This window comes from Loigolactobacillus backii (genome assembly GCF_003946275.1).
Taxonomy (GTDB): domain Bacteria; phylum Bacillota; class Bacilli; order Lactobacillales; family Lactobacillaceae; genus Loigolactobacillus; species Loigolactobacillus backii.
In genome coordinates this window covers 42,200-67,605 of the sequence record NZ_RHNQ01000003.1, presented here as the reverse complement: position 1 = coordinate 67,605, position 25,406 = coordinate 42,200, and the positions used below count along the sequence as shown (strand labels likewise).

At 41.4% G+C, this 25,406-nt stretch carries 24 protein-coding genes and 1 riboswitch; of the genes, 15 read left to right on the top strand and 9 right to left on the bottom strand.

What is annotated here, in order from left to right:
* Positions 1 to 27 precede the first annotated feature (27 nt).
* From EKM61_RS01365 to EKM61_RS11965, 5 genes are all read right to left on the bottom strand, one after another.
* Positions 28 to 3,018, bottom strand: a complete 2,991-nt coding sequence (locus tag EKM61_RS01365; protein WP_068377005.1) for an LTA synthase family protein — start codon at positions 3,016 to 3,018, stop codon at positions 28 to 30.
* 349 nt (positions 3,019 to 3,367) lie between these two features.
* Positions 3,368 to 3,808 carry a hypothetical protein gene (locus EKM61_RS01360; protein WP_068223246.1) on the bottom strand — a complete coding sequence of 147 codons (441 nt, stop codon included), beginning with the start codon at positions 3,806 to 3,808 and terminating at the stop codon, positions 3,368 to 3,370.
* A 135-nt stretch (positions 3,809 to 3,943) separates the two neighbouring features.
* The gene (locus EKM61_RS01355) at positions 3,944 to 4,582 is read right to left on the bottom strand and encodes a hypothetical protein (protein WP_068377002.1); all 639 of its coding nucleotides are present in this window, start codon (positions 4,580 to 4,582) and stop codon (positions 3,944 to 3,946) included.
* A gap of 492 nt (positions 4,583 to 5,074) precedes the next feature.
* Positions 5,075 to 5,800 (bottom strand): hypothetical protein, encoded by a 726-nt coding sequence (locus EKM61_RS01350; protein WP_068223252.1) that lies wholly within the window; start codon positions 5,798 to 5,800, stop codon positions 5,075 to 5,077.
* A gap of 256 nt (positions 5,801 to 6,056) precedes the next feature.
* Positions 6,057 to 6,227: a hypothetical protein gene (locus tag EKM61_RS11965; protein ID WP_156519985.1), complete on the bottom strand. Its 171-nt coding sequence runs from the start codon at positions 6,225 to 6,227 to the stop codon at positions 6,057 to 6,059.
* 160 nt (positions 6,228 to 6,387) lie between these two features.
* Here EKM61_RS11965 and EKM61_RS01345 point away from each other — a divergent pair, with 160 nt between their 5' ends.
* The 4 genes from EKM61_RS01345 (at position 6,388) to galU (ending at position 9,504) form a co-directional block, all read left to right on the top strand.
* On the top strand, positions 6,388 to 7,206 hold the full coding sequence (locus EKM61_RS01345) for a sugar phosphate isomerase/epimerase family protein (RefSeq protein WP_068223255.1): 819 nt from the start codon (positions 6,388 to 6,390) through the stop codon (positions 7,204 to 7,206).
* Between the two features lie 181 nt (positions 7,207 to 7,387).
* Positions 7,388 to 7,627 (top strand): hypothetical protein, encoded by a 240-nt coding sequence (locus tag EKM61_RS01340; RefSeq protein WP_068223259.1) that lies wholly within the window; start codon positions 7,388 to 7,390, stop codon positions 7,625 to 7,627.
* Between the two features lie 399 nt (positions 7,628 to 8,026).
* Positions 8,027 to 8,269 carry a hypothetical protein gene (locus EKM61_RS01335; RefSeq protein ID WP_068223262.1) on the top strand — a complete coding sequence of 81 codons (243 nt, stop codon included), beginning with the start codon at positions 8,027 to 8,029 and terminating at the stop codon, positions 8,267 to 8,269.
* 335 nt (positions 8,270 to 8,604) lie between these two features.
* Positions 8,605 to 9,504, top strand: coding sequence for a UTP--glucose-1-phosphate uridylyltransferase GalU (gene galU, locus EKM61_RS01330; RefSeq protein WP_068223266.1), 900 nt, complete (start codon positions 8,605 to 8,607; stop codon positions 9,502 to 9,504).
* Positions 9,505 to 9,560: 56 nt separating this feature from the next.
* On the opposite strand, the gene EKM61_RS11960 is transcribed toward galU, so the two are convergent.
* Both EKM61_RS11960 and EKM61_RS01325 read right to left on the bottom strand, forming a co-directional pair.
* A complete protein-coding gene (locus EKM61_RS11960; RefSeq protein ID WP_156519986.1) occupies positions 9,561 to 9,704 on the bottom strand; it encodes a hypothetical protein in 144 nt (47 codons plus the stop codon).
* A 65-nt stretch (positions 9,705 to 9,769) separates the two neighbouring features.
* A complete protein-coding gene (locus EKM61_RS01325; RefSeq protein WP_068223268.1) occupies positions 9,770 to 10,744 on the bottom strand; it encodes an asparaginase in 975 nt (324 codons plus the stop codon).
* 495 nt (positions 10,745 to 11,239) lie between these two features.
* Positions 11,240 to 11,337: riboswitch (THF riboswitch) on the top strand.
* 130 nt (positions 11,338 to 11,467) lie between these two features.
* Between EKM61_RS01325 and EKM61_RS01320 the strand changes: the two genes are divergently transcribed.
* From EKM61_RS01320 to tsaD, 5 genes are all read left to right on the top strand, one after another.
* Complete coding sequence (locus tag EKM61_RS01320; RefSeq protein ID WP_225359715.1) at positions 11,468 to 11,998, top strand: folate family ECF transporter S component; 531 nt, start codon at positions 11,468 to 11,470, stop codon at positions 11,996 to 11,998.
* Positions 11,999 to 12,319: 321 nt separating this feature from the next.
* A complete protein-coding gene (gene tsaB, locus EKM61_RS01315) occupies positions 12,320 to 13,048 on the top strand; it encodes a tRNA (adenosine(37)-N6)-threonylcarbamoyltransferase complex dimerization subunit type 1 TsaB (RefSeq protein ID WP_068223276.1) in 729 nt (242 codons plus the stop codon).
* Positions 13,032 to 13,580 carry a ribosomal protein S18-alanine N-acetyltransferase gene (gene rimI / locus EKM61_RS01310; RefSeq protein WP_068223279.1) on the top strand — a complete coding sequence of 183 codons (549 nt, stop codon included), beginning with the start codon at positions 13,032 to 13,034 and terminating at the stop codon, positions 13,578 to 13,580. Before tsaB ends, rimI (EKM61_RS01310) begins: the two co-directional genes overlap by 17 nt.
* Positions 13,581 to 13,584: 4 nt before the next feature.
* The gene (gene rimI, locus EKM61_RS01305) at positions 13,585 to 14,052 is read left to right on the top strand and encodes a ribosomal protein S18-alanine N-acetyltransferase (RefSeq protein WP_158234209.1); all 468 of its coding nucleotides are present in this window, start codon (positions 13,585 to 13,587) and stop codon (positions 14,050 to 14,052) included.
* Positions 14,053 to 14,063: 11 nt separating this feature from the next.
* Entirely contained in the window at positions 14,064 to 15,107 is a 1,044-nt protein-coding gene (gene tsaD, locus EKM61_RS01300) for a tRNA (adenosine(37)-N6)-threonylcarbamoyltransferase complex transferase subunit TsaD (protein WP_068223282.1), read from the top strand.
* Between the two features lie 146 nt (positions 15,108 to 15,253).
* Here tsaD and EKM61_RS01295 read toward each other — a convergent pair whose 3' ends face one another.
* Positions 15,254 to 17,212, bottom strand: a complete 1,959-nt coding sequence (locus EKM61_RS01295) for an ABC-F family ATP-binding cassette domain-containing protein (protein WP_068223284.1) — start codon at positions 17,210 to 17,212, stop codon at positions 15,254 to 15,256.
* Positions 17,213 to 17,554: 342 nt separating this feature from the next.
* Here EKM61_RS01295 and EKM61_RS01290 point away from each other — a divergent pair, with 342 nt between their 5' ends.
* Positions 17,555 to 18,214, top strand: a complete 660-nt coding sequence (locus EKM61_RS01290) for a redox-sensing transcriptional repressor Rex (RefSeq protein ID WP_068223287.1) — start codon at positions 17,555 to 17,557, stop codon at positions 18,212 to 18,214.
* A gap of 266 nt (positions 18,215 to 18,480) precedes the next feature.
* Here EKM61_RS01290 and EKM61_RS01285 read toward each other — a convergent pair whose 3' ends face one another.
* Positions 18,481 to 19,119, bottom strand: coding sequence for a CPBP family intramembrane glutamic endopeptidase (locus EKM61_RS01285; protein WP_068223290.1), 639 nt, complete (start codon positions 19,117 to 19,119; stop codon positions 18,481 to 18,483).
* Between the two features lie 196 nt (positions 19,120 to 19,315).
* Between EKM61_RS01285 and groES the strand changes: the two genes are divergently transcribed.
* From groES to EKM61_RS01260, 5 genes are all read left to right on the top strand, one after another.
* Positions 19,316 to 19,600 carry a co-chaperone GroES gene (gene groES, locus EKM61_RS01280; RefSeq protein ID WP_068223293.1) on the top strand — a complete coding sequence of 95 codons (285 nt, stop codon included), beginning with the start codon at positions 19,316 to 19,318 and terminating at the stop codon, positions 19,598 to 19,600.
* 162 nt (positions 19,601 to 19,762) lie between these two features.
* Positions 19,763 to 21,403, top strand: a complete 1,641-nt coding sequence (gene groL / locus EKM61_RS01275) for a chaperonin GroEL (protein ID WP_068280896.1) — start codon at positions 19,763 to 19,765, stop codon at positions 21,401 to 21,403.
* 874 nt (positions 21,404 to 22,277) lie between these two features.
* On the top strand, positions 22,278 to 24,107 hold the full coding sequence (locus EKM61_RS01270; protein WP_068223299.1) for an APC family permease: 1,830 nt from the start codon (positions 22,278 to 22,280) through the stop codon (positions 24,105 to 24,107).
* A gap of 95 nt (positions 24,108 to 24,202) precedes the next feature.
* Positions 24,203 to 25,012, top strand: a complete 810-nt coding sequence (locus tag EKM61_RS01265) for a TIGR00282 family metallophosphoesterase (RefSeq protein WP_068223302.1) — start codon at positions 24,203 to 24,205, stop codon at positions 25,010 to 25,012.
* Between the two features lie 13 nt (positions 25,013 to 25,025).
* Positions 25,026 to 25,406 (top strand): YlbF family regulator, encoded by a 381-nt coding sequence (locus EKM61_RS01260; RefSeq protein WP_068223305.1) that lies wholly within the window; start codon positions 25,026 to 25,028, stop codon positions 25,404 to 25,406.

The window sequence follows — 25,406 nt, the reverse complement described above, 5'->3', positions numbered from 1 at the left end:
TATAAGTGCGAACGAAGGGGAATGATTTCACTTTAAAAATGTTTTGGTGACCGAATACTGTTTCCCCGCATTAACATCGTACTGAATCAATTTAAAATCGTGTAGCAGCTGCTTTTGCTTTTTGGTCAATTTAGTGACCAACTGACCTTTTTGATTAACAAATTGACCGTCATCATTGTAAGTATTGACTGAATCAGTGAAGGAACTTAGCGACATTGCCGGTAGTTCCTTGTGAATCTTGGTCAACAACGCCTGGTATGGTGAAACCTTTGCGTTGGCTTGATCCAGCATCATCGCCGTAAAATCATTTGGCCCAACGTAACTAGCTTGTTGCTGTTTATAGCCATGTTGGCGGCTATATTTATTGGCGTAAATGAAGTAATCCGTTTCGTGCAGCGCCAGGCCATCAGTTGCCATATCGTCACCAGAGTAAATACCTGGTAAATGATCCCCGTACCAAACCCAGATGATCGGCTTATTGATTTTATCGATCTTTTTCTTAAAGGCGGCAACTTCATTATCGGTGTAGTGAACGCCGGTAGCAAAGTCTTCTGCAGATTTCTGGGCGTTAGGATCAGCCACAGCACTGCCAGAAACCTTGTAGCTGTGGTTATTATAGAAATCTTTATCAAAAGGAAAATGATTTTGCATGGTAATCAGATTAATGAATTGACCACCTTTACGGGAATTAATCTGGGCTAAAGCGTTCTTATAGGCTGTTTCATCGGATAAATAAGGACTACGGCCGATTTTAGACTGGTATTTAATCGGTGTTTTACTACCGAGATAGGCAAACTTGTTAAAGCCAAACTTTTTGTAAACGGCCTCACGATTATAGTAAACGCCGGAATAAGGGTGAATGGCGCTACTATAGCCGAAATTTTCCGTGACGGAAGGTGTCTTGTCCAAATTAGTCACTAGTTGCGTGTAAGGCGTTGGCAAGGTCGGTGAAAAATTACTCATGGCAAAACCAGTTAACGTTTGATATTCCATATTTGCCGTCCCGCCACCGTAGCCGGAGCTCAACATTAAACCAGAAGTGGTTTGCTGCTTGATGGCCCGAATTTTTGGCATTGGGTCTTCATTGATGGTCATGTTAGGGACACGTTCAGGATCGGAAAAACTTTCACTTAAGTTAAAAATCACGGTTTGTTTACTAATATCAGTGGTACGTGTTTTATTAATTTGTTGGGCGGCCGTTTCGTAACGTTTCATAACGCGTTGTATTTCGGACTTAGAGTAGTCAGTTGGTTTAGCCATGACGGTGACATCCAAGTTATTAAGAAATTGTAGAATGGGGCCGTTTTTTTGGGCGCCAACAAGTTGGTTATAAAACATTGGCGAATTACCTAGCGCCGTTGAAATAAGTTGGACGGGTGAATTTTGGTGGTTTAAAAATAAACTTGACGCTAAAAAGACGATGGCCAATAAACTGATAACTAGCCGTACGCCAAAGCGACCAAGTTTGATTGGGTGGCGAATTTCCAGCCAAATAATTAGACCAACACTCAGGATAACGGCGCCAATCATCAGGCCGATCATTGTTGGCGTTATCATTCCCGCTAAGCTGCCTAGGGCCGTAATCATGGATAATTCTGATGGCAAAATGGGTTCCACGCGAATTGAAATTTTAAGCACATTCGCAATTGTCCATAAGAAAAGGGCCAAATCGGTCACGATGAAGGCAATCCAATAACGATTGAAGATGACTAAGAGAATGAAAAATAGACTGGCAATAATTAAGACGTTTAACCAGATAATCGATTGGCGTTGGAAAAACGTATACAAAAAAATGTTGTAGTTTAGGGCCGTGTTTGGCGTGATTCGGAGACTGGTATTCATGGCTAGCATCGAACCTAACGCTAAAATGTAAAAAGTTACCGTTGTTGCGAAGAATAACTTGTGTCTAACGAGCAGCTGGTGTAATTGGTGGGGGATTTTTTCAATACTATCCAGTAAGTTAACCCAGGTCCAATTTTCGTGGGCCCGGGACCAGCGTTGCCACCGTTGGCCGTGCTGGCAGCATTTTACTAAAAGCCAATTCAGTAAGAGCCCGGCAATAATGAAGGCCAAGGCTTCGCTAAAGGTGTAGAGTCCTTTTAGACGAGTGCTAATGCCGGCTAAGTTTGTGTTTAGCGTCTTCAAATTTAAAGCTAAGTAAGTTGCTGATTTGAGCAAGAGGGCGTAGAGAATGAAGTATTGTGGTTTTTTGAGTTGAAAATTAAGTTTAGTTGGTAGTAGTGTTAGAAAATTAAATAAAAAAAGGCTCATGTAGGCAACGTTAATGGTTAGCGGACTCGCAAAACGTAAAGCCGTGGATTGATCGCTATGAGTCATGTAGGAAATATGTGACATGAGGACCGTCAGAAAAACAGTTAGTAAAAACAAACTGCCTGACCAAATTAAGGAGCGGCCTAATTTGGCTTTTAAGGGATGCTGGCGTAAGTACATACCCACCGTCACCAAAAGAAAGGCCGCTAAGAATGATTGGCCACCATTAAAATTAAAAATATCATGGTTAAAAACGGTGGTGAGCAACGTAATTAATAAGAAGCCTAAGCGTAAGTAGCTAGGTTTGGTTTGCAGCAGCCACTTTTCTAATTGTGGTTGAATTAATAATGCTAGTAAAACGCCGGTGAGCAGCGGGTAGCTGTTACGCATAATGGGGAAAATGGTGTCGTATAACGTCCAAAGGCTGGGTTCTTTAACGATCCAAGCCGTAATTGAGGTGATTAGGGTGCCTAGACCAACAATATAAAGCCAACTTTTAAAAGCAGCCAAAATTGAGGCACGGCGGCCACTAGTGTAATAACCAAAGCTTAATAATAGTAGGCTGGTACCAGGCATTAAACCAATCCGAATCGTAGTCAGCAGATCCCATTTTAGACTTGGATTAGTCCCATTTAAGCTCGTGAAGTCGAGGCTAAAAAATAAAGTATTAAAAATGCTAAAAAATGCACCAACCAGCAGAACAAGGCCAAGCTTTCTGGTGGGGTGACGCGTAGTCGATGTTTGCAAGTAAATGACCCCTTTTTTAGTTAATTTATTAACTATAAACTAGAAAATTTAAGAAAATGGGTTGATTTAGCTAAGAATTGGTGCCTTTTGACGATACTGTCGTAAGGATCGAGCCCAGTCACCTTGAAGGAGTGGCTTTAGCCAAAATCACGGCCGTAAAAATGGACAACAAAAGGGCTGTAACAAAAAGTGAATTTTGTCGCAACCCGCTTGTTAGGTTCAGAATTTTTAGTACGAACGTATGCTAAAAGGTCTATTTTTGTCATTAACTACGCTGCTGAATAATTTATGCCGTTCATTACGCAATGCTAGTTCTCAAAAAATAACGACCTTTTTGTAGTCGTGCCCATTATTGGCCGGCATTTTGATTGTTATTAACCTTGTTGTTATTACTGTCACTAGGGTTATTTTGCATATCATTCTGCGACTGCGAGCTACTACTGCTAGATTGCGATCCAGCCTTTGGATCATTATTGACCTTATTGTTATTGCTGTCGCTAGGATCATTTTGCATATTATTGTTACTGTTTTGACTTGATTGGCCAGAACTAGCAGAGGTTTGGCTGGCTGTAGATTGACTATTAGAGTCACTGGCCTGACTAGCGGAAGTTGCCTGGCTGGATTGCTGTTCACTGGCCGCGCTAGTTGAACTTTCTGAAGATTTAGAAACTTGTGCCGACGAACTCTTTTTTGAAGAGGTTGATGAGTCGTTTGTTGAACCATTGGTACTGCAGGCTGCTAGGCCCGAGACGGTTAACAAAAGAACCATGAACTTAAGTATTTTTTTCATTAATTTACCTCCAAATTAAATAGAATGTGTTTTGAAGAATATTTAATTACTATTCTTTAAAACACAAGTATAAGCATTATTTAAAAATTTAATACTGGGTAAGGAAAACAGGTCGAAACTGCAGTCCGTGATAATTTAGTTAGCTTGGCCGCTAGTCGGTTGGCTTGATTGCTGGCCGTAATAGTTAGCATCGTCGCCACCGATTGCTGGGTATTGTTTCAGTAATGGGTAATAAACACCACCGACATCAGAGCCAGCTTTAACGGCCTGGTTATAGGTACTAGTGATTGTGCTGTCAGGAATAGTTGCCAAAGCACTACCATTAGCGTGCATTTGAGTCACTAACATTTGCCGAATTTGACTAGCCGAAAGGTTGTTTGCTTGTGGTTCTGATTGATCGCTTGTAGTTGTAGATTGAGCAACTGCCTGGCTGTTACTGCTAGTTTGGTCACTAGTGCTGTTACTATTAACCGCTTGCTTACTAGCTGCTTGGCTTGGTGTTGAACTCTGTGCAGACGAATTGGAAGCCACAACGGTGCTGCCATCAGTAGTATCAGTGCTCGTTGCTTGACTACTTTGTGTACTAGTGTTTTTTTCGTTGTTTTTAGCTTGATTGCTTTGTGAACCAGACTTTTTCACTTTGTTTTTACTAGTACTGGAAGATTGACTGCTTGCTGGTTCAGAGGATGATTGTTTGCTGCTAGCCTGATTGCCGCAAGCACTCAACGTTAACGTCGTCGTTAAAACAAGCCCTAAACTAATTATTTTTTTCATAAGTAAACTCCTAAAATGAATTGTAATGATACGCCAACATGATTAAACAAAATGGCGTCACACAAAATATACGCTATTTTTGCGAACTTTGCTAGGAAGGTTTCCCAAAGTTGATGCGTAAGCGAACAACTGATCGAGCAAGAATGGGTTTCAATCATCGCTTTCAATGAAAAGCTTGAAACAATTCGCTTTAGCCAAAATAGATTGCGCGGCATTATCATTTTGTTTAATTTCCTTTTCTTCATTATATTAGCTTTTAGGGAATTGTAAAAGGGGAAAAGTTAACCAAGCCGGCAAACGCCCGTAAGAAATTGCTTATTTCCCAGCTAAAACGGGCGGTAACCACAATAATTAGAATAAAAATATAAATAAAGCGGCCAAGACTTTTGTCCTGGTCGCCTTATTGTTTTCGATCATTATTCTAGAACGTGCGCCAAAATTGACTTTTGTCCCACTCCCCCGAACTATTTTATAAATAGTCGCTTGAGTTCGTTAGTTGACTACACTGCTGGATTGTCCGGCAGTCGGGTTATTATTGACTTTGTTGTTTGTGCTGTCGTTAGCATTATTCTGCATCATATTAGTCGGTTGTTTAGTTGCTGACTGGCCAGCATTTGAATTGTTATTAACCTTATTGTCGTAGCTATCACTGGCACTATTTTGCATCATGTTGCTAGATTGCTTAGTCGCTGCCTGACTAGCACTTGGGTTATTATTAACCTTATTATTGTAGCTATCACTAGCATTATTCTGCATCATATTAGTCGGTTGTTTAGTTGCCGACTGGCCAGCATTTGAATTGTTGTTAACCTTGTTATTGTAGCTATCACTAGCATTATTTTGCATCGTGTTAGTTGGCCGGGTAGCAGTGCTGCCACTGTTACTTTCGGTTTGGGTTGCTGCTGGCTGCACTGTTTGTGCGTCGTTGCTGCTTTGACTAGCCTGACGGGTTTCAGATGATGCTGCCTGTTTGGTGGCCTTAGTTGCAACCTGATCGCTACTTACTGAAGAACTAACGGCTGAATGATCAGCGACTTTGGTCTTTTGTGACTGTTTAGTTGCTGATTGAGTTGTTGAGCTAGTTGACTGCCGGCTAGCCATTCGACTAATTTTTGTAGCCGGTGCTGCTTGTTTAGTTGACGATGCAGTAGAATCACTGCAAGCTGCAAGGGATAAACTCATTAAAATCAGGGCACTTAATTGGATCATTTTTCGCATGATCAACGCCTTCTTTCAATGGTACTATTTAACGGCTCTTTACAGCTTCACCATAGCTTGTACCACGCAAAAAGTAAAGCAAATTAACCTAAATTTAACCTGTTTTTTGGGCCCAAAAAAAGCCCGCTTTTCGGCGGACATTTTTGGTCAATTTAAGCCTAATTAATGACGTGAAAAACGGTTTGTTTTAGGCCAAATTCAGCATAACTAAGTGAGGATTTGCTAAGCTGTCCAGCGTCCGTTTTTTAAACGTTCATTAGGGTTTCGGTTGTGGTTGAATTGTTCCTGTAACCACGTCTTCCAAAAACTTATAAGTACTAGCAACCGTTTCTGGTGCAATCTTGTGTTGGTCGTCTTGATTATTGAATTGGGCAAGCCAGGCCTTTGTGAGGTCCGCCGCAATTTGTTTTTCGTTTGAATCAGCCATTTAGCATCCTTCTTTCAAGTGAGTTTCACGTTCAGGCTAGGTTTGAAAATTGTGATCAAGTAGCCAAACGAACTTTAACACTTTCTAGTATACCGAAAATGGCAGTCATTTGTTTAAAAAAATGCGTGTTATACTAAATTAAAAAAAGGGAGCGGCGCAATTGACAGTTCAGCTTGGTTTGAAGGCCAGCACTGCAGCAAGCCAAATCAATGATCGGCTACAGTATCGGCCAGAAGTTTTTGAATTTTTTTTACAAGAAAGTGATTTTACAGTAGAAGGTTTAAAACGGTTAGAGGCGGCCATTGACCAGGTGAAAGCAGTGACGGGCAGGATTGTTTTACATCAACCAATGCGTTACCAAGGAAACTATACTGAATTGATTGCACCGGAAGAACAAATGCCCGAACTTTACCGCTTCATTCAAACCAGTACAGAGGCCATGTTAGCTATTGCAACACAAAAGCGCGTTCAGGTACTACTACACGGTTCTTATTTTCGCCAAACACCGCAATTTATTGCAATGTACGATGATTTTGCAGCGGCCGAGAAGGCAATGTTTGGTCGACTAGACTACTTTGCCAAAATTGGTGGTGAACGAATCATGTTTGAAAATTCGATTTCCCCATTATATTTTTATGGTGATCCAGCCATAGATGCCCGGATTTACGCGAAAAATTACCGCTTAGCTTTTGATACCAGTCATTGTTTTATCAAAGCCCACGGCAATAATGCCGTTTTACTGGCTGCCTTAGAACGGTTACGCGATCATATTGTCCATTATCATATTGTGGATTCCATGGGCCTAACTCACGATAGTTTACAAGTTGGTAAAGGCGCAATTGACTGGGCGCAGGTTTTGCCCCGCCTTAATCCACGGGCAACTAATATTTATGAAATCAATTTGGCCGATCCCAACGATGCTAAGGAACAAGTGGCGAGTCACGCCTATTTAACGGCTTTAGAAAAAAGTAGTAAATAAGCATGTTAGGCTTCTAACATTTTCATGTTAGGTAAGTGGCACAACAGAATTAAATTAAATCAAAGTAAGAGTCTCCTAAGAATGCCCTCATAGCAACCTAAATCAGTTGCCTTTAACTATGGCTATGTTATGGTGATGCCATAGCCGAATTACTTACGGACATTTTAAAGGAGAGAACGTTATGTTAGCAACGAAGACGGTTTCAGATTATGACCTGTTTCAACAATTTAAGAGTTTTTTAGGGGAACGTCAATCACAAATTAGCCACTACCCCAATCTGACGACTTACGTAAAAAAGGAAAGAACTGCTTTTTCATTCCCACTGCGTCGTAGTCACATGATTCCTAGTCGCTATAATCGGGTTATTCGCCAATTGACTTCCGAAGATATTCACCAAATTGAGCAACAGTTACGTCTTTAATTAGGAAGTGTCTTTAAGCACCTGCTGAGTTATTAAGCAAAATAACTTTTGACACTTTGCTAGGCTGACATTTCGTTAAGCTAAATTATTAAATCAACTTAAGATTAGTCTTGGGAGGCAGTTTACTTCCTGAGGCTGATCTTTTTTCGTTACTTAGTAGGGCAACTTCCAGCTAACATTAAATGTTAATTAGATTAAGATCAGGAAGCAACAAACTGCTGTTAACTAAGCGATTGTAGTGCCCAGCACAGTGGCCTTATTTGAAAATGATGATGTTTGCATAAGTCAAAATGAGGATTCCCTATGAATGATAGCAAAATGGTTGTCAAAAGACCGTAACGGCGTTATTGTAACTCTTGGTAAGAGAAGTTATTTAATTTTAATAAGGAAGTGCGCAGGATGTTTACAGCAACTAAAGTCGTTAATGATTACGAGTTATTACAGCAGTTCAAGAGTTTTTTGGTGGATCATAAGCAACAAATCACTGCTTATCCTGATTTACAAACATACGTTGAAAATGCTCGTAGCAGTTTTTTGTTTACTCCGATTGGAACTGAAAAGATTCCAGCTCATTACAATCACGTGTTAAAGCAACTAACTAGTGACGATTATAAGCAACTTGCAAAAAGATTAAGTCTCTAGTTAGGTGATGGAAACGAACCAAAAGAACGGTAATTTTGATCTAGTTTATTAAATAACTTAGATCATGGCCATTCTTTAGTTCGTTTTTTGTTTAGGGTTGGTTTGAAGAAATTAAGTGGAAAATAGAAAGACGTTTTTGATTTAGTCCAGCCAAGTTGATCAATTAGTAGGCTAGGTGCAAATATTTTTATACTTTGGTCTATACCAAAAATGGCAACGATGGCGTGGTTTTAGTGACTTAATTTGAAATCGGTTTCGCTAGCGACTTGATTTGTCGGTTCATCCCTGGCAAAATACGGTATAATGGGAGCAAATCTTTTATTGGAGGAATTTACATGCGAGTACATAAAGCAGTTATCCCGGCAGCGGGACTTGGAACACGATTTTTACCGGCCACTAAAGCGATGGCAAAGGAAATGTTACCAATCGTTGATAAACCAACCATTCAGTTTATTGTTGAAGAGGCCCAGGCGTCCGGAATTGACGATATCCTAATTATTACTGGTAAGGGCAAGCGGCCAATTGAAGACCACTTTGATTCAGCACCAGAATTGGAACAGAATTTAATTAAAAAGCAAAAAACAGCGATGTTAAAGGCCGTTCAAGAAACGACCAACATGAAGGTTAATTTATTCTTCATTCGCCAGTCGCACCCAAATGGCTTAGGCGACGCCGTGCGTTTGGCTAAATCATTTATTGCTAATGAACCCTTTGTTGTTATGTTAGGCGACGATTTAATGCACGATAAAGTGCCCTTGACAAAACAGCTGATTGACGATTACGAAAAAACACACGCTTCAACTTTGGCCGTTAAACGTGTGCCCCATGAGGACGTTTCGGCTTACGGTGTGATTGATCCGCAAATTGAAGAATTTCCTGGTCTGTACAACGTTAAACGCTTTGTTGAAAAGCCGGCTGTTGATAAAGCTCCCAGCGATTTGGCCATTATTGGCCGCTATTTGTTAACTCCAGAGATTTTTGACATCTTGGATCAGCAAAAACCTGGTGCCGGTGGTGAAATCCAGTTAACCGATGCGATTGACACCTTGAATACAACTCAGCGCGTGTTTGCTCGCGAATTCAAGGGTGAGCGTTATGATGTTGGAAACAAGCTTGGTTACGTTGAAACCAATATTGAGTATGGTTTGCAACATCCTGAGGTCAAAGATGAATTGAAAAAGTATATTATCGCGCTTTCTAAGAAGTTAGAAGCTGAAAAGCAAGCAAAGAAATAAACTAAAAATACCGCACCACCAATTTCATTTTTAAGTGAAATTAGGGGTGCGGTATTTTATGACTTAATTTTACGTTTAGGTTGTTTTTCGGCAGCCGCAGTGACGGCCAGAAGGAAGCCATCAAATTTTTGTCGCTGTTTTGGCGTCATATTTTTAACCTTAGCTGCATAAACAGTTTTTAAATGCTGTTTTCCGTTCATAATCTTCACCTCAAAAAACAGTTTACGCCGTTGAAGGCGAAATTTAAATTAAAGGGACCTATAAATTAAGAAATGGCGTCTTGCATATAAGTGGCTAATTGTTGGCCGTTTTTACCGGCTGATAGGCCAACTAGTAATTTAATACGTGCTTTTTGACCATTGAGGCCTTGGCAAAAAATAACCCCCATTTTTTGTAGTTGCTGGCCACCACCCTCATAGCCGTAGACAGGTTCCGCAACGCCGTTGAAACAGCGGGACACTAAAATAATGGGAATCTTATGGGCAATGAGTTTAGCAAGGGCAGGCAAGGTTTGTGGTGGCAGGTTGCCAGCACCAGTTGCTTCGATCACTAAACCATTGGTACTAGGCAGATCTAACATTGTTAGTAAGTGATCATCCATACCGGCGTATGCCTTTAATAGGTAAACGTGATCAATGACGTGGGTAATTGGGCAAGCCTGTTGTTCCGTTAGTTCTTGAAAAAATTTAACGCCATTTTTCTCCATAATACCAATTGGGCCAAAAGTAGGGGTACGGAAGGTCGCAACGTTAGTAGTGTGCGTTTTCGTCACAAAACGGGCGGTGTGAACTTCATCGTTCATTACGACGAGAACGCCTTTACCCCGGGCATCGTCATCGGCGGCCGTTTTTACCGCGCTTTCCAAATTATAAAGACCATCGGAACCGATTTCGTTGGAGGAACGCATGGCACCGGTGATCACCACGGGAATGGTACTGGGCAAGGTCAGATCCAAAAAATAGGCCGTTTCTTCTAAAGTATCTGTGCCATGAGTGACGACAACACCATCAACCCCGGCCTGTTCGGCCTGATTAATGCGTTGACTCAGCAGTAACATTTCTTTAGGTGTAATGTGGGGCGAAGGAAGGTTGAATAGCTCTTCAGAACTAACATCATATTGACCAGCAAATAATTGATTGTAGGCCATTAGTGGGTTGGAAGCCCCTGGAATGATGGTGCCACTTTCATTTTCGGACATGGCAATGGTGCCGCCGGTGTGTAAAATTAGAATTTTTTTCATTGTAACCTCCTAGAGCGTTTATTTAATCTAAATGATAACTTTATTTTGCATTTAAAAAAAGGGAGTGTGACAAAAGTCGGTTTTGGGTTTACTGCGTAACGTAAGCTAATCCAATAACCGTACTATGGTTATTGGATTAGCTGTAGTTAGGCACGTAAATCCAGACTTTTGGCGCACATTCTAGAGCAATGTTCAGAAACAGTAAGAGGCTAGGACTTTTGTCCCAGCCTCATTTAAAAAAAGACCATCTTCGGGGAAGAAGATGGTCTGGGGAGAGTCTCTTTTCAGTTACGAAAAAGAGTCGAAAAATGAAAAAGGTTTGGTTTGTTTTGGTTACATTCTTGATAATAAGGAACGAAAATGAAATTAAACCGTGATTTTAATCAGAGTTCGCCAAGCTTTTTCTCATTTTTTTTTAACAATAATTAAAAAACTTCGCCTAACTAGTTGGCCTGGTGAATTTGAAGCAGTATAATGAAAAATGTACAAAAAAATAACGGAGTAGGCTAGGAGCGTTAAGTGCTGACGGAACGGAATGTGAACGTCACCCGAAAACCGATATTGGTTGCGATTTCTTTGCCGCATTCGCCGCATATTTTGGGGGAGGTTTCTCAAGGTGTGCGTGAGGGACGCCTCACGTGACGGTTTGCTGAACTAGACACTTGGCTACAAAGCTAAATGCACGATCTCATATTTGTGGCACTCCAAGAGGAGATGTCCAGTTTGAAAGTAGCTTTAACAGGTAAACGGCTCAGTGCGCGCAGTATTGCGATTCTGGGTCTACTAATGGCACTGCAATTAGTGCTTGGTAAGTTTCCCGTGTTTGGAATTTGGTCAGTCCGGGTGGATTTTGTTTTTCTGGCCACGTTTATTATGGGTTGGTGGTTTGGACCCTGGTGGGCAGGACTAGCAGCGGTGATTTGTGATTTAGTTAATACCTTAATACTTGGCGGTTCGGGGACCTATTTTGTCGGTTTTACTATTTCGGCATTCTTAGGCGGCGTCATTTATGGGGTGTTCTTTTACCGGCAAAACATGAGTTGGTGGCGGGTTATTATGGCTACCTTAATTATTATGCTTGTCGTTAACGTCTTTTTAAATACATTGTGGCTAACAATTCTTTATAAAACGCCATTTTGGGGGATTTTACCCATCCGAATTTTAAAGGACTTAATATTAACGCCAATTCAAGTTCTGTTGGTGTATTGGCTGGGAACAAACCGCAATATGTTAAGTTTGCGGGATAGATTGTAAAAAATAAGTGGACCAAAAGGCAATGAAATTCTGAGGATTGGCCTAAGAGAGTGGCTTGGTCGTGAAACGGCCGAAACACTTTTGGTGGTCACCAGCAGTAATTGGCTTTTGGTCCACTTTTGTGATCAAAAAGGACTAGTGAGTATCAAAAAAGACACTTCTCAATTATGAAATTGAGTCTGGCCGCCTTTCAAATCTGCACTAGGCTATATTTAAAAATGCAAAATAGACATATTTTTTTAAGAGCCTTTAGGTAACAACTAATGAAAAAAAGGCTAATTTGTGCTACGATACCAACAAATACTAAAAAGGAAGTTCGAGATGTTAGTTTTAGCAATTGATACATCTAACCGCGCAATGAGTGTTGCACTTGTCCGCGACCAAACTGTTTTAGGTGAAACAACCATTAACGTTCGTAAGACGCACAGTGAAAGTTTAATGCCGGCAGTTGCCCAACTATTTAAGAGTACAAGTCTATTACCAGCGGCCGTTGATCGCTTTGTTGTTGCTCAGGGTCCTGGTTCCTATACTGGAATTCGAATTGCCGTGACTACGGCCAAAACGTTTGCTTGGACATTGCATAAAGAATTAGTCGGAATTTCTAGTTTAGCGGCTTTGGCAGCCAACGTGACAACTTCGGCCGGTTTAATTATTCCGGTCTTTAATGCTCGCCGGGATGCGGCCTTTACTGGGGCTTATCGGTGGCAGAATGGTGAATTAGTTTCAGTTTTGGCCGACCGTCACACACCGATGGCTAGTTGGCTTGCCGAATTGGCTACGCAAACGGCACCGTTGCAGTTTATTGGCGATGACGTTGAGTCGTTTCGGCCACAAATTACGGCTAAGTTAGGGCAACAAGCACAGTTTGTTAGTGGGATTGATAATTTACCACACGCTAGTAAATTGGCGTTACTTGGCCAAACTGCCCAACCAGTGGCGAATATTCATCGGTTTGCACCAAATTATTTACGGATTACCGAGGCAGAGGCGAATTGGTTGAAGCAGCATCCCACAAATGAGGGGCACGAACCGTATGTGGAAGAGATTTAAGGATTGGTACCAACATTCGAATACAAAGCCAACATTGAATTTTCTCGATCAGGCAGTGAACCTTGGTGGGCAAAATTTTAGCATGCGCCGAGCTCAACAAGATGATGTCGACGACTTGTTGGAAGTTGAACGGCAATGTTATGCTGGCACAACGCCTTGGGACCGGGCGGCTTTTTTAAGTGAGTTGAAAAAGACAACCCAGTCACTTTACGTTGTCCTTATTTTTGAGGGCGAAATTGTGGCCTTTATTGGTTGCTGGTTTACTAAAACTGAATCACACGTGACCAATATTGCTGTCGTACCTAAATTTCAAAATTTTGGGATTGGTCGTTTTTTGATGTTAAGTATGATCCAACGGGCGGCGGATCTTCCGTCTGCTAGGTTAACACTAGAAGTACGAGTTTCAAACGAGCCCGCTAAGCATTTATACCATCAGCTGGGTTTTTTGGATCAGAATATCAAACGTTCTTACTACGTTGTTAATCATGAAGATGCGTTGAATATGATGTTGCCTTTAGGCGAGGAGAATTAAGACTGTGGTGTTTTATTTTCCGACAAAGACGGACCTTGTGGCACACGCCGCGAAATTGAGTAAGGCCTGTTTTCAATTGTGTGAAGCAAGTTATCAATTTGGTTCACCGTGGAGTCAAACTAGTTTTCAAGAAAATATGCAAACCGATTATCAATTTTACGGTTTTTTAAAGTTGAATGGGCGGCTAGTGGGGTTTGTTAGTTACACAAAATTATTTGCGGAACTTGAGATCACGAACCTTGCTATTCACCGTGATTTTCAGCGACAAGGTTTGGCCTGGGCATTATGGCAGCGGCTATTAGCGCGGCAGACTGAAGCGTGCCGTTTTTTGTTGGAGGTTCGCGGAACAAATTTGGCGGCGCAGCAGTTATATCAAAAGTTGGGGTTTCAACTTTTGACGCAGCGAAAGGCGTATTACGCTAATCCAACTGAAGATGCGTTGGTTATGGAGAAGTACTGGCAAGGAAGGTAGGAGACAAGACGGTGACTGAAAAGAAACCAGAATTAATTTTAGCGTTTGAATCAAGTTGTGACGAAACCAGTGTGGCGGTGGTTGAAGATGGCGTCAAAATTCGTAGTAATGTGATCGCTTCACAGATTAACAGCCAAAAGCGTTTTGGCGGTGTGGTTCCGGAAGTTGCCAGTCGCCATCACGTTGAACAGGTGACCTTGTGTGCCGAAGAGGCAATGACGCAGGCTGGCGTAACCTACGGGGATTTAACAGCGGTTGCGGTCACTTACGGTCCAGGACTAGTTGGCGCACTGTTGATTGGCGTTTCTGCGGCCAAGGCAGTTGCCTTTGCCCATCAATTACCGTTGATTCCCGTTAACCACATGGCAGGTCATATCTATGCGGCTCGTTTAGTTAAGCCACTGGTTTATCCGCTGATGGCGTTATTAGTGTCAGGCGGCCATACGGAGTTAGTTTACATGCGTGGGGCTGGTGAGTTTGAAATCATTGGTGACACCAGAGATGATGCTGCTGGTGAGGCCTTTGACAAAGTCGGGCGGGTACTCAATTTGGCTTATCCTGCCGGCAAGAAGATTGACGATTTAAGTAAATTAGGGCAGGATACGTTTAACTTTCCTCGGGCAATGATTAAAGACGCTAACTATGATTTTAGTTTTAGTGGCTTGAAGAGTGCTTTTATCAATAAAGTGCACAATGCTGAGCAACGAGGTGAAAAACTATCGAAACCTGATTTGGCGGCTAGCTTTCAGGCTAGTGTGATTGATGTTTTGATCACGAAAACAATGCGAGCTTGTCAAGCCTATGGCGTTGGCCAACTGGTTTTGGCCGGTGGTGTTGCCGCTAATTCGGCTTTACGTAGTGCCTTAACCAGCGCAATCGACCAGGAAGATCCTAACTTGGATTTTGTGGTGCCACCGATTCGTTTGTGTAGCGATAACGGGGCAATGATTGGGGCTGCGGCTCACGTTATGATGGCGCGAGGTGCTCGTGCTGATTTAGATTTAAATGCCGATCCCAGTTTGTCCTTTGCCTACGCTGAAGAAGTGCTAAATTAAAAATAACGACCGCGATTGTGAAGCTTATCCTACTAGCATTTTGCTAGCTTGTGAATAAGCCACCAATAGTGGTCGTTATTTTTGTTGCTGCTTTTTTAAAGATTTTCTAGGGAATACTGGGAAAATACGATTTAGACTAAAAAACGCTAATCACCCGTTAATTCTTCCAAGGCCAAACTTTTTTCTTCCCAATCCGTTTCAACTTGATTTTGTTGTGCAGTGATTGTTTCCAATTGTTGCTGCAATTCAGTTAACTTAGTTGGGGCGGCCAAAACATCAGGTTGCGTCATTGCAACTTGAAGGTCATGACTTTGCTGGTCTAACGTTGTCATTTGTTGCTCCAGTGCCGCAACTTCGCGACTGAGTTTGCGTTCCTTTTTTTGTTGTTCCTTATTGAGCTGATAGTCCTGTTGAGCTGGTGCTGCTGCGTGGCTCACAACTTCAGTTGGGCCCGCATTGGCCATTTTTTCGGCCGTAATTGCCGCTTCCTCGGCCTTTTTATCCACGTAATAATCATAGTTACCAAGATAACGCTTCGTACCTTGGCGGGACAATTCCACCACGTTACTAGCGATGCGGTTCATAAAGTAGCGATCATGTGAAACAAATAAAATAGTCCCATCGTAATGAAGTAATGCCTTTTCTAGAACTTCCTTACTATCAATGTCCAAATGGTTAGTGGGTTCATCGAGAATCAAAAAGTTATTATGGTTCATTGCTAGTTTGACTAACATTAACTGAGCTTTTTCGCCACCAGAAAGGGCAGCAACTGATTTTTCAACATCCTTACCGGTAAAAAGAAAACTGCCCAGAATGCTGCGAATATTGACTTCAGGCATGGTTGAATGCTCATCCCAAATTTCGTTTAGAACGGTTTTATTACGGTGGAGGTTTTCCTGTTCCTGATCGTAATAGCCAATGTCAACGCCTGCACCTAGTTTTGCCTCACCGCGCAAAAACGGAATTTGTTTTAAGATACTTTTTAGCAGTGTTGATTTGCCAACACCATTCGGGCCGGTAATGGCAATTGCTTCATGACGTTTTAGGTGCAGGTCAATGGGGTCCGCCAAAACATGGGTGGCACTGTAACCGATAGCCGCGTTAATGACGTCTAATACTTGGTTACCAGAGGGCTTGTCCTCACTAAAACTAAAGCGGACGGTCTTATTGTCATTTTGCGGTTTTTCCAACCGGACAATTTTGTCTAACTGTTTCCGCCGACTTTGAGCCCGTTTAGTTGTTGAAGCCCGCACAATGTTTTTGTTAACGAAATCTTCGAGCTTGTTAATTTCTGCTTGTTGTTTTTCGTAAGCTTTCCACTCTTGTTCTTGGTAGGCAGCTTTTTCAGCACGGTACTTTGTGTAATTTCCTTTATAGTGGCGGGTGGTATGCTGACTCATGTCGTAGACCTCGTTGGCCACTTTATCAAGAAAGTACTGATCATGGGAAACAATTAACAGGGCACCTGAGTAGCCTTGTAAATAACCTTCTAGCCAAGTTAATGTATCAATGTCCAGATGGTTAGTTGGCTCATCTAAAATCAATAAATCGTGTTTTTCTAAAAGTAGCTTAGCCATGGCCAAACGTGATTTCTGACCACCAGATAACTCATTAATGGGGTGATCATAATAGTCTTCACCAAAGGCAAAGCCGTGTAAAACGGTACGAATTTCGGCCTGATAACCGTAGCCATTTTGGTCGCTAAAGTCGTGTTGCAACTGTTCATAAGATTTTAAGGTAGCTTGGTAAGCTTCCTCGTCGGCTAGTAGTTTGGGATCACCTAATTGTTGTTCTAAAGTGTGCATCCGTTTTTCCATTGCTTGAAGTTTAGCAAAAACGGTTAACATTTCAGCAAAAATCGTTTTGGTTGAGTCAAGGCCGGTATCCTGAGGTAGATAACCAATTGTGACGCCTTTACTTGTGATCACTTGGCCAACATCAGGGGGATTTTGCCCAACTAAGATCTTGAGCAATGTTGATTTGCCGATCCCATTACGGCCAACCAAGGCGACGCGCGCCTGTGATTGAATTTCCAGTTGAACGTGTTCAAACAAAACATCGGCCCCAAAGTGGCGGGCAACGTTTTGTGCTTGCAGTAAGATCAAAGTGGAATCCTTCCTTTCATTTCAGCAATTTATTCAATCTAGTTTACCATATAAGTGGGCGGGACAAAAGGTGGCCGACTTTTACAAAGGAAAAGCAGTACTAGTCATAAGAAAATTAAAGTTGCGGCTTTCACAGACAAAAGAACAAGTTTATGGTGGTTATTAAAGCGTTTTCATGTATTTTCGAGATCTGTTTAGGTTGATAAGTGATCCCTTTCCCAAATAAATTGGTGGTTATTTTAAACAGTCTAATTGCATTTCACAAGTAAATACGGTATTATAACCATTGTCTATTAAGATAAATTCACAAGCTAATTTAAGATGACTAATGGAGGATAAGCAATGGCTGAGGCAAAAATACCAAAGGCAACTGCCAAACGTTTACCGATTTACTATCGCTATTTGAACATTTTGTTCAACGCAGGCACAAACCGAGTTTCATCAACTGAACTTTCAGAAGCAGTACAAGTAGATAGTGCAACAATTCGTCGCGACTTTTCTTACTTTGGGGCGTTAGGAAAACGTGGTTACGGCTATGATGTCGAAGATCTACTCAATTTTTTCAAGAAGACCTTAAATCAAGATCGACTTACCAATGTTGCGTTAGTTGGGGTTGGTAATTTAGGGCACGCATTACTGAACTATAATTTTCAACAAACGAATAGTGTTCGAATCAGTGCAGCCTTCGATATTAATGAAGAGATTGCTAACACAATTCAAAGTGGTGTGCCAGTTTATCCAATGGTAGATATGAAGGAACAATTGCAGATTCAGCAAATCGATGTCGCAATCTTAACCGTGCCAATTAATCACGCGCAGGATGTTGCTGATGAGTTGGTTGCGGCTGGCGTAAAGGGAATCATGAACTTTACGCCAATTCGGCTTTCCGTTCCGGCAACTGTTCGGATCCAAAATGTTGATTTGGCCAACGAGTTACAAACGTTGATCTACTTTTTAGATCATTACGGTAATGAAGGTGGCACTAGCGACACTGCTAAATAAAATAGTTCAAAAAAACAACCAAGATTAGGACTTGGTTGTTTTTTTGCGCAAAATTTAATGAGGCTGGGACAAAAAGTCTTAGCCTCTTACTGTTTCCGAATATTGCTCTAGAACGTGCGCCAAAAGTCTGGATTTACGTGCCTAACTACAGCTAATCCAATAACCATAGTACTGTTATTGGATTAGCTTACGTTACGCAGTAAACCCAAAACCGACTTTTGTCACACTCCCATTAATTTAATTAAAGTAGCCTTAATCTGCGGATATTAACGATAGAGTAACATTAAGATTACAATGCCATTCATCACCATGTGGCTAATCATTGAAGTCGCAATCTTGCCCGTTCGCTGATAGAGGTAACAAAAGACTAGGCCAATGGCTGTGTAAGTTAGTAAATGGTTATCATTGTGAGCGATGGCAAAAAAGACACTGGAGATTAGAGCGGCGCCAAATTTACCAGTGAAGGGAGTAAGGTAGCCAAAAATGGTCCGCCGAAAAACTAGTTCTTCCATAATTGGTGCGGCAACGACGGCCATGATTAGGTAGTAAGGGTAGCTTCGAATAACGGTCAAGATAGCGCTGGTGTTGGCCGAGCTAGTCGTGGTGTGAAAGATAAGCTGATCTAAGTAGCTGGCGGCAAGTTGACCAATCAGAGCCAGAAAAGCACCAAGAATACCCCAGAGAATAATCTGGCTAGTTTTTGTTTGCGCTCCCTTTTCCATTTGCGTTGGTGCAAAAAATTTCTGGTAGATGATGATTAGAATAGCCGCACCCACCACGTAATCAATTGTTTGAAAAAGGTATAAAGCCGTTTTTAAACGAATAATTGAATTAACTAAAGCAGGTAATAAGAAAATAATCAAATAAACGCTAAGGGTACTGACAGCATTTTTTCGTGCGAGCATATAATCCTCCTTTAGAGCGTTGATTTTTGTACGTTAAAATATCTCTTTCTAGCTTAGCGGTTTTAATTAAATTTTTAAAGCTTTTTTGTGCTTAAGACTTGCATTCAAACTAGAACATGTTATTATAAATATTGTGATTAGCACTTAACTGCTAGGAGTGCTAAAACTCATCAAATGATAAATGGAGGGATTAAACGTGTTAAAACCATTAGGCGATCGCGTCATTGTTTCAGTAGAAGATGAAGAAGAAAAAACAGTTGGTGGTATTGTGTTAGCTTCTAACGCAAAAGAAAAACCAACAACGGGTAAAGTAGTAGCAGCAGGCCCAGGTGCCACAAATCATCATGGTGACGTTGTTCCCTTGACAGTCAAGGTTGACGATAACGTTATGTTTGATAAGTATTCCGGTACCAATGTTTCTTACGACGGCGCCGACTATTTAGTTTTACATGAAAAGGATTTATTAGCAATTGTTGAATAACTTTGCTTAGCGTATTAGTAACTTAGTTAATACGGTTCCTTTAGAATTAAACACAAATATTAAAATTTGTAACTTCCAAAAAACTGCAAAAAATATAGTAGTGAACATAACAAAAACAGATTGTAAGTTCACACTAAATTCATTTATGAGGTGAAAATTAAAATGGCTAAAGAATTAAAATTCTCAGAAGACGCTCGTTCAGCAATGCTTCGTGGCGTTGATAAGTTAGCAGATACCGTTAAAACAACTCTTGGACCAAAAGGCCGGAACGTTGTTTTGGAAAAATCATATGGTTCACCTACAATCACTAACGATGGGGTTACGATTGCAAAGGACATCGAATTAGAAGATCATTTTGAAAATATGGGTGCTAAGTTAGTTTCCGAAGTTGCTTCAAAGACTAACGATAACGCTGGTGATGGTACAACCACCGCAACCGTTTTGACGCAATCAATCGTTCGTGAAGGTATGAAGAACGTCACTGCCGGTGCTAACCCAGTTGGCATTCGTGATGGGATTGAAAAAGCAACCACCGCTGCCGTTAAGGAATTACACAAGATTTCCCATAAAGTTGACGGTAAAAATGATATTGCACAGATTGCTTCTGTTTCTTCATCAAGTAAAACCGTTGGTAAATTAATCGCTGACGCTATGGAAAAAGTCGGTAATGATGGTGTTATCACAATTGAAGAATCAAAAGGGATCGATACTTCCTTAGACGTTGTTGAAGGAATGCAGTTTGACCGTGGCTACTTATCACAGTACATGGTTACCGACAACGATAAAATGGAAGCTGACCTTGATAATCCATACATCTTAGTCACTGATAAGAAAGTTTCTAACATTCAAGAAATCTTACCATTATTACAAAAGATTGTTGAACAAGGCAAGGCTTTATTGATTATTGCTGACGACGTTGATGGCGAAGCATTACCAACACTTGTTTTGAACAAGATTCGTGGTACGTTCAATGTTGTAGCCGTTAAGGCACCTGGTTTTGGTGATCGGCGTAAGGCTCAACTTGAAGATATTGCTACTTTAACTGGTGCTACTTTAATCACATCAGATCTTGGACTTGAATTGAAAGATACAACCATCGATCAATTAGGCCAAGCTGGTAAGGTTACGGTTACTAAAGACAATACAACACTTGTTGAGGGTGCTGGCGACAAAGATGCCTTAGCACAACGTGTTGCTGAAATTAAAACACAGATTGCTGACACAACCTCAGATTTTGATCGTGAAAAATTACAAGAACGCTTAGCTAAATTAGCTGGCGGTGTTGCAGTTGTTCGGGTTGGTGCCGCAACTGAAACTGAATTAAAAGAACAAAAATATCGGATTGAAGATGCTTTAAACGCCACACGTGCCGCCGTTGAAGAAGGCTACGTTGCCGGTGGTGGTACTGCTTTGGTTAACGTTATTAAGGCCGTATCTAGCTTAAAAGCCGAAGGTGATGTTCAAACTGGTATTAATATTGTTCTTCGTGCCCTAGAAGAACCTGTTCGGCAAATTGCTGAAAATGCTGGTGTTGAAGGCTCAGTTATCGTTGAACACCTGAAGCAACAAGATCCAGAAGTTGGTTACAATGCCGCTAATGGCAACTGGGAGAATATGATCGATGCTGGGATTATCGACCCAACAAAGGTAACTCGTTCGGCTCTTCAAAATGCTGCTTCTGTATCATCATTACTATTAACAACCGAAGCAGTTGTTGCTGATAAGCCAGAACCAAAGGCACCTGATGCAGGCGCTGCTGGTGCCGGTGGTGGTATGCCTGGTGGTATGGGCGGCATGATGTAGCCTGATCTGCCAACTTAGGAAGCCATTTTTAAGCACGACTTGGTTCATAACTAATATGGGTCTAGTTTTATAGAATAGACCACGAACTACAAGTAATCGCAGCTAAATTATTCAATTAATGGTTAAACGCCAATCTGAATAAACTGATGAAAACCTTGGTTCTACCATTACGCATTAGGTAATGATCGGAAATAGTAAGAGGCCGCTGACTAAAAAGTCAGTGGCCTCTTTGTTTTGGAATATTCTAAACGTTGATTACGTTCTGAGCTGATTAAAGGTAATAATGACAGAATTGACTTTTGCGCTGTTTTGGGTGCTACTGCCTAGCGTAAAATGTCTAAATCACTAGGAAAAATTAAACAAAATTCGCTGGGGGATATACTTTAATGAATTAACTGGTATTATGAATTAGAACCTAGAAATTATTAGGTTACGACGCGCAATTTTTACCATTAATTTAGCTACGTTGTGCGTGTTGATTCAATTTGTAAATTTAAACAAAATTCGGGCTAGAATACGGAGATTGATAAGCGTACAATAATTCTTGTTTATCATTAGTAAATTAACCTAAATGTAACTATAAATGCCGTTTATGCTGCTTATACGGCTATTGGAAACTGGTAGGACAGGCAGAGCTGGTCTGAGTCATGTTTGGAAATTACTTTAAGTAGTGTTTCCCCGACTAATTCAGTGTAAATGTGTTTGAAAAGACTAGGTTCCTGCGCTTTTTCAAACACTTTCCTAGGCTGAACGCTATGCCTTGTTTTTTTGTTTAGGGAATAACGACAGTGTAGCAAGTTGTTTTACGAGTTGGGATGCGTCTGTGCCGCTCGGAGAATAAGCATTTGATTTATAAAAGGGAGAGCTAAAAGTCATGCAACATATCAAACGATTCTTCATCGGTAAACCATTAAAGTCGTCCGATGAAGGGGGACAACAGCTGAGTAAGGTTAAGGCGTTGGCACTATTGTCTTCTGACGCGTTATCATCAGTTGCTTACGGAACCGAACAGATTGTGACAGTTTTAATCACACTTTCGGCAGCAGCAATTTGGTATTCTTTACCGATTGCGGCCTTTGTACTGATCTTATTAACGTCACTCATTTTATCTTATCGGCAAATTATTCATGCTTATCCACAAGGCGGGGGCGCCTACATTGTTTCTAGTGAAAATTTAGGAACTTATCCCGGCCTGATTGCCGGAGGCTCACTGTTAGTTGATTATATGTTAACCGTGGCTGTTTCCGTTTCTGCTGGGACAGAGGCCATTATCTCGGCGGTGCCGGCGCTCTATGGTAATCAAGTGGGAATTGCAATTATTATTGTGGTGTTAATTACAGCGATGAATTTACGGGGACTGCGTGATTCAGCGTCACTGTTAATGATCCCAGTATATTTATTTGTGGTCGTCATTACCATTATGATTCTTACTGGCTTGGCCAAGATTTCCACTGGTAGTTTGGCCTTTCACGCAACATCATTAGTTGGTGCCGCAGTACCTGGGATCACTGTTGGCCTGATTTTGCGGGCCTTTTCTTCAGGTTCGTCATCCTTGACTGGGGTTGAGGCTATTTCAAATGCGGTTCCGTTTTTCAAAAAGCCTAAGGCCAAAAACGCTGCTGCAACGCTGGCAATTATGGGTATTATTTTAGGTTTCTTCTTTGCCGGAGTAACCTATTTAAACTGGTATTTAGGGATTACCCCCAAATTAAAAGTGACGATTTTATCGCAGGTTGGGGCCGCAATCTTTGGTCATGGCAGTGTCATGTTCTACATTTTACAGTTCTCGACGGCCTTAATTTTGGCGTTGGCGGCCAATACAGGCTTTTCCGCCTTTCCAATTTTGGCCTATAATTTAGCTAAGGATAAATTTATGCCCCACATGTATATGGATCGGGGGGATCGTTTAGGCTATTCAAATGGTATTTTAACGTTGGCGTTAGGTTCAATTGTTTTAATCTTTATTTTCAATGGGAGTACGGAACGTTTGATTCCACTCTACGCAACCGGCGTTTTCGTACCATTTACGTTGAGTCAAACAGGGATGATTCGTAAATGGTGGCACGAACGTTCAAAGGGTTGGATTGGGCGCTCACTGGCCAATTTTGTTGGTGCCTTAATTTCATTTTCAATCTTTATTTTTCTATTGATGTATCACCTAGGCGATGTTTGGCCATACTTTATTATTATGCCAATTGTGTTGTTGGTTTTTTATAAAATTCATGATCATTATCATAAAGTTGCCGCGCAACTCCGGTTGGTGGAACAGGTTAAATTTCATGACTACGCTGGTAGCACAGTGATTGTATTGGTAAGCAATGTGACTCAAGTAACGGTGGGGGCGCTTAATTATGCGCGTTCAATTGGTGATTATGTCATTGCCATGCACGTCTCAATGGACGAAAATCCGGCTAAGGAACACGAGACAGAATCTGAATTCAAAAAAGATTTTCCGGACATTCGTTTCGTTGATATTCATTCGTCTTACCGTTCGGTTTCACGGCCAGTACTGCGTTTTGCGGAAATTATTAGTAAGAACGCCCGGAACCGTAATTACACAATTACAATTTTAGTACCACAATTCATGCCGAAGAAACCCTGGCAGAATATTTTGCATAACCAGACAAGCTTCCGTTTGCGGGCCGCACTGGCCTCCCGGGAAGACATTGTCGTCGCAACCTATAGTTATCATCTAAAACGCTAATGTTTTGCTTAGAATCGACTAAAAAGGGTGCTTTAGCTTTCTGGTAAATTAAAAATGGTACAATGATTGTATGTTGATTGGAAAAGAGGAGTAAGATGCGGATATTATTTGTTGGGGATGTTATGGGATCGCGCGGTCGGGACATGATCAAAGATTACTTACCACAACTAAAAACGAAATTTCGGCCACAAGTGACGATTGTCAATGGTGAAAATGCTGCTGGCGGTCGCGGGATTACGGAGAAAATCTACAAAGGCTTTTTACAGGCCGGTGCGGACGTTGTCACCATGGGTAATCATGTTTGGGATAACCGCGATATTTTTGACTTTATTGACAGTGCCAAAAAAATGGTGCGACCGGCTAATTTCCCTGAAGAAACGACGCCAGGGTTAGGCTTCGTCTACGTACAAGTTAATCAGCTTAAACTAGCTGTGATTAATTTGCAGGGTAACGCGTTAATGGGGCAATCGTTGGCTAATCCATTTCATAAGGCTGATCGATTATTAAAAGAGATTCACCAGCAAACAGATCTAGTGTTTATTGATTTTCACGCGGAGACAACGGCTGAAAAAGAGGCCTTGGCGTGGTATCTAGATGGTCAAATATCCGCGTTAGTTGGAACGCATACTCACGTTCAAACCAATGATGCACGGATCTTGCCAAATGGGACGGCCTATTTGACTGATGCTGGGATGACCGGGGCCTACGATGCTATTTTAGGCGTTAAACCCGCAAAGAGTATCGAACGCTTTTTAACCCAGATGCCAACCCGGTATGAGGTTAAGGAAGATGGTCGCGGTATTTTATCGGGATGCTTTATTGAAATTGATGATACAACTGGTAGGGCAAAACATATTGAACCAGTTTTGATTAATGCAGATCACCCGTTTGGTTTTGAACAATAATGAGGTGAACGTTATGAACTTAACCGACAAAAGCTTGATGGATGATAAAACCCGTCAAGCTTTAGTGCGTTTAACACACTTAATTCAGCAAGAAGAAACAATTAAAAATTATCAATTTGTTGCTAAACAGGTCAACCAAAATGAAAAATTGCGAAAGCTGCAGCAGCAATTAGAAATAGCGCAGAAGAACATTGTTAACGATGCCCATTATGATAAGCCCCAGGCTGCTGCAAAAGCAAAGCAAGAGGCGGATCAATTAAAGCAGGAGTTGGACCAACATCCCTTAACCAAGGCCTATCGGGATGCTTTATTTGAAGCAGATGAGACGTTACGTTTTATTACGGATCATCTGCAGAAAGCAGTTTCAGATTTAACAGAGAAAGAAGGGCATTAA

Excerpts from the sequence above, each read along its gene's own strand:
- EKM61_RS01360 (WP_068223246.1), bottom strand. The coding sequence starts at position 3,808 with ATGAAAAAAATACTTAAGTTCATGGTTCTTTTGTTAACCGTCTCGGGC.
- EKM61_RS01355 (WP_068377002.1), bottom strand. The coding sequence starts at position 4,582 with ATGAAAAAAATAATTAGTTTAGGGCTTGTTTTAACGACGACGTTAACG.
- EKM61_RS01350 (WP_068223252.1), bottom strand. The coding sequence starts at position 5,800 with ATGCGAAAAATGATCCAATTAAGTGCCCTGATTTTAATGAGTTTATCC.
- EKM61_RS11965 (WP_156519985.1), bottom strand. The coding sequence starts at position 6,227 with ATGGCTGATTCAAACGAAAAACAAATTGCGGCGGACCTCACAAAGGCC.
- EKM61_RS01340 (WP_068223259.1), top strand. The coding sequence starts at position 7,388 with ATGTTAGCAACGAAGACGGTTTCAGATTATGACCTGTTTCAACAATTT.
- EKM61_RS01335 (WP_068223262.1), top strand. The coding sequence starts at position 8,027 with ATGTTTACAGCAACTAAAGTCGTTAATGATTACGAGTTATTACAGCAG.
- galU (WP_068223266.1), top strand. The coding sequence starts at position 8,605 with ATGCGAGTACATAAAGCAGTTATCCCGGCAGCGGGACTTGGAACACGA.
- EKM61_RS11960 (WP_156519986.1), bottom strand. The coding sequence starts at position 9,704 with ATGAACGGAAAACAGCATTTAAAAACTGTTTATGCAGCTAAGGTTAAA.
- EKM61_RS01325 (WP_068223268.1), bottom strand. The coding sequence starts at position 10,744 with ATGAAAAAAATTCTAATTTTACACACCGGCGGCACCATTGCCATGTCC.
- tsaB (WP_068223276.1), top strand. The coding sequence starts at position 12,320 with ATGTTAGTTTTAGCAATTGATACATCTAACCGCGCAATGAGTGTTGCA.
- rimI (WP_068223279.1), top strand. The coding sequence starts at position 13,032 with ATGTGGAAGAGATTTAAGGATTGGTACCAACATTCGAATACAAAGCCA.
- EKM61_RS01290 (WP_068223287.1), top strand. The coding sequence starts at position 17,555 with ATGGCTGAGGCAAAAATACCAAAGGCAACTGCCAAACGTTTACCGATT.
- EKM61_RS01285 (WP_068223290.1), bottom strand. The coding sequence starts at position 19,119 with ATGCTCGCACGAAAAAATGCTGTCAGTACCCTTAGCGTTTATTTGATT.
- groL (WP_068280896.1), top strand. The coding sequence starts at position 19,763 with ATGGCTAAAGAATTAAAATTCTCAGAAGACGCTCGTTCAGCAATGCTT.
- EKM61_RS01270 (WP_068223299.1), top strand. The coding sequence starts at position 22,278 with ATGCAACATATCAAACGATTCTTCATCGGTAAACCATTAAAGTCGTCC.
- EKM61_RS01265 (WP_068223302.1), top strand. The coding sequence starts at position 24,203 with ATGCGGATATTATTTGTTGGGGATGTTATGGGATCGCGCGGTCGGGAC.
- EKM61_RS01260 (WP_068223305.1), top strand. The coding sequence starts at position 25,026 with ATGAACTTAACCGACAAAAGCTTGATGGATGATAAAACCCGTCAAGCT.